Consider the following 2,872-nt stretch of genomic DNA (forward strand, 5'->3'; position numbering starts at 1 on the left):
GAACACCCCACCGCCGGGCTGCGCGGCGGACGGCGCCGCGGGCTCGGTCGTCGCCGGTGTCCGGGGCTCGGCCGGGGACTCCCGTATCCGATGCCCGGCCGGCGTCAGGAAGTGGTCGTGCGGCGGGCGCGGATGCCGGAAGGCGAGCCCCCGCTTCACCAGCGCAGCGAGCTGCGCCTCCGTCCCCTTCAGGCGCCCGGTCGCGGGGTCGGCGGCGTCGATGACACGCCGCTGCGCGGCGGTGGGTGACAGTGCCACGGCGTCCTCCCTCCCTCTTCGGTGACGCCGGTGGAGACGGCGACTCCTCAGAAGGCTAGGACGGAGGTCTGACATTCCACGCGGCGATCACCGGTCGCCCGTGCTCGGTACCCAGCCTGCACAGCGTCCCCGTGCCCAGCTGGAACAGGGCGCCGTCCGATGCCGGAAGCCCCAGGTGCCGCGCGGTCAGCACCCGCAGGAAGTGCCCGTGCGCCACCAGCACCACACATCCCTCGGTGTTCGCGAACGCGGCCTCCACCTTGGCCAGCACCCGGTCGGCCCGCTCCCCGACCTGCTCCGGAGTCTCACCGGGGTGGTCCGGCGGCCCGGGCGTGACCCCGTCCGTGAACAGGAACCAGTCCGGCCGGCTCCGGTGGATCTCGACCGTCGTGATCCCCTCGTACCCGCCGTAGTCCCACTCGTGCAGATCCGGTTCGATCCGCACCCCGTGCAGCCCGATCAGCTCCGCCGTCTCCCGGGCCCGCTGGAACGGGCTGACGAACGCGGCCCCGATCCGGTGCGACCGGATCAGCGGTACGAGACTCCGGGCCTGCTCCCGCCCGTTCTCGGTCAGCGGCACGTCCGTGAGCCCGGTGTGCCGCCCGGACCGCGACCACTCGGTCTCACCGTGCCGGACCAGAAAGAGATCACCCATGCCGCCCAGGCTACTGCCGGTATCCGCCCAGGAACCGTCCGATCCGCCCGATGGCGGCCTCCAGGTCGTCCGCGTGGGGCAGGGTCAGGATGCGGAAGTGGTCGGGGGAGGGCCAGTTGAAGCCGGTGCCCTGCACCACCTGGATCTTCTCCCGCAGCAGCAGGTCCAGGACGAACCGTTCGTCGTCGTGGATCTTGTGCACCTTCGGGTCGATACGGGGGAACGCGTACAGCGCGCCCTTCGGCTTCACACACGACACACCAGGGATCTCGTTCAGCTTCTCCCAGGCCACGTCCCGCTGTTCGCGCAGCCGCCCGCCCGGAGCCGTCAGCTCGCGGATCGACTGGCGGCCGCCGAGCGCCGCCTGGATGGCGTACTGGGCGGGCGCGTTGGCGCACAGTCGCATGGAGGCCAGCATGGTCAGGCCCTCCAGGTAGTCGCGCGCGTGCTGCCGCGGTCCCGTGACCACCAGCCAGCCGGAGCGGAAGCCCGCCACCCGGTAGGTCTTGGACAGGCCGCAGAAGGTCAGGACCACCAGGCCGGGGGCGAGCGCGGCGGCCGAGTGGTGCACGGCGTCGTCGTACAGGATCTGGTCGTAGATCTCGTCGGCGAAGACCATCAGGCCGTGCCGGCGGGCGAGGTCGAGGATGCCCTCGACGATCTCCTTGGGGTAGACGGCGCCGGTGGGGTTGTTGGGATTGATGACGACGACCGCCTTGGTGCGGTCGGTGATCTTCGACTCCATGTCGGCCAGGTCCGGGTACCACTCCGCCTGTTCGTCGCACACGTAGTGGACCGCCTTGCCGCCCGCGAGGGTCGTCACCGCCGTCCAGAGGGGGAAGTCGGGGGCGGGGATCAGGATCTCGTCGCCGTCCTCCAGCAGGGCCTGTACGGCCATGGAGACCAGTTCCGAGACGCCGTTGCCGAGGAAGACGTCGTCCACGTCGACCTCCAGACCGAGGGCCTGGTAGCGCTGGGCGACGGCCCGGCGGGCGGAGAGGATGCCGCGCGAGTCGGTGTATCCGTGCGCCCGCGGCAGCATGCGGATCATGTCCTGGAGGATCTCCTCCGGTGCCTCGAAACCGAAGAGAGCAGGGTTGCCGGTGTTCAGGCGCAGCACGCTGTGCCCCGCCTCCTCCAGCGCGTTGGCCTGCTCGATGACCGGTCCGCGGATCTCGTAGCAGACCTCGCTGAGTTTGTTCGACTGCCGGAACTCCATTGCGGCGCTTCCCCTCCGGTATCTGATGTTGCTTGGTTTTACCAAGTGGCCGCTTGGAAAGTCCAACAACTTGTCTACACTGCGTCGCATGTCACCTCGCCGAAGCTACGACCAGTACTGTTCCGCCGCCCGCGCGCTCGACGCCGTCGGCGACCGCTGGACCCTGCTGATCGTCCGGGAGCTGCTGGCCGGTCCGCGGCGCTACACCGACCTGCACGCCGATCTGCCCGGCGTCAGCACGGACGTACTCGCCTCGCGGCTGAAGGACATGGAGCGCGACGGGCTGACGACCCGGCGCCGGCTGCCCCCGCCCGGAGCGGCGTACGTCTATGAACTGACCGCTCGCGGAGGCGGGTTGCTGCCGGTGCTGGAGGCCCTGGGGGCGTGGGGCGCCGGCGAGCTGGGGGAGCGGAGGCCGACGGACGCCCTGCGGGCGCACTGGTTCGCCCTCCCCCTGCGGCGGGCCCTGCGGGAGGCCGGGGTGGAGGAGGGGCTCGTCGAGGTCCGGCTCGAGGAGGGGAACTTCCACCTCCACGCGGGCGGGGGCGGGGAAGACCCCGTGTACGGGGACGGGTCCGCGCCGGGGGAGCCCGACGCCCTGCTCGTACTGGACGCGGAGACCTGCGCCGCGCTCAGCCGTGGCGAGTTCGGCCTGCGGGAGGCCGTGCGGGACGGCCGCGTCGCGGTGACCGGCGACGGAACGGCGGCCAAGGCGCTCCGGGAGGGCTGATACGACGGAA

General features: G+C 71.3%; 3 protein-coding genes and 1 pseudogene. 1 reads left to right on the top strand and 3 read right to left on the bottom strand.

The annotated features are described in order from the left end of the window. The 3 genes and pseudogenes from EBH09_RS39305 to EBH09_RS29200 form a co-directional block, all read right to left on the bottom strand. Positions 1 to 258, bottom strand: a pseudogene (locus EBH09_RS39305) (hypothetical protein); the annotation flags it as partial. A 55-nt stretch (positions 259 to 313) separates the two neighbouring features. Beyond that, a complete protein-coding gene (locus tag EBH09_RS29195) occupies positions 314 to 913 on the bottom strand; it encodes a histidine phosphatase family protein (protein WP_121749906.1) in 600 nt (199 codons plus the stop codon). 10 nt (positions 914 to 923) lie between these two features. Further along, the gene (locus tag EBH09_RS29200) at positions 924 to 2,132 is read right to left on the bottom strand and encodes a pyridoxal phosphate-dependent aminotransferase (protein ID WP_121749907.1); all 1,209 of its coding nucleotides are present in this window, start codon (positions 2,130 to 2,132) and stop codon (positions 924 to 926) included. Positions 2,133 to 2,220: 88 nt separating this feature from the next. Between EBH09_RS29200 and EBH09_RS29205 the strand changes: the two genes are divergently transcribed. Then, on the top strand, positions 2,221 to 2,862 hold the full coding sequence (locus EBH09_RS29205; RefSeq protein WP_121749908.1) for a helix-turn-helix domain-containing protein: 642 nt from the start codon (positions 2,221 to 2,223) through the stop codon (positions 2,860 to 2,862). Positions 2,863 to 2,872: the final 10 nt, after the last annotated feature.

This window comes from Streptomyces sp. E2N166, assembly GCF_003671715.1.
GTDB lineage: Bacteria > Actinomycetota > Actinomycetes > Streptomycetales > Streptomycetaceae > Streptomyces > Streptomyces thinghirensis.

Coding starts and splice junctions, on each gene's coding strand:
- EBH09_RS29200 (WP_121749907.1), bottom strand. CDS start 2,132: ATGGAGTTCCGGCAGTCGAACAAACTCAGCGAGGTCTGCTACGAGATC.
- EBH09_RS29195 (WP_121749906.1), bottom strand. CDS start 913: ATGGGTGATCTCTTTCTGGTCCGGCACGGTGAGACCGAGTGGTCGCGG.
- EBH09_RS29205 (WP_121749908.1), top strand. CDS start 2,221: ATGTCACCTCGCCGAAGCTACGACCAGTACTGTTCCGCCGCCCGCGCG.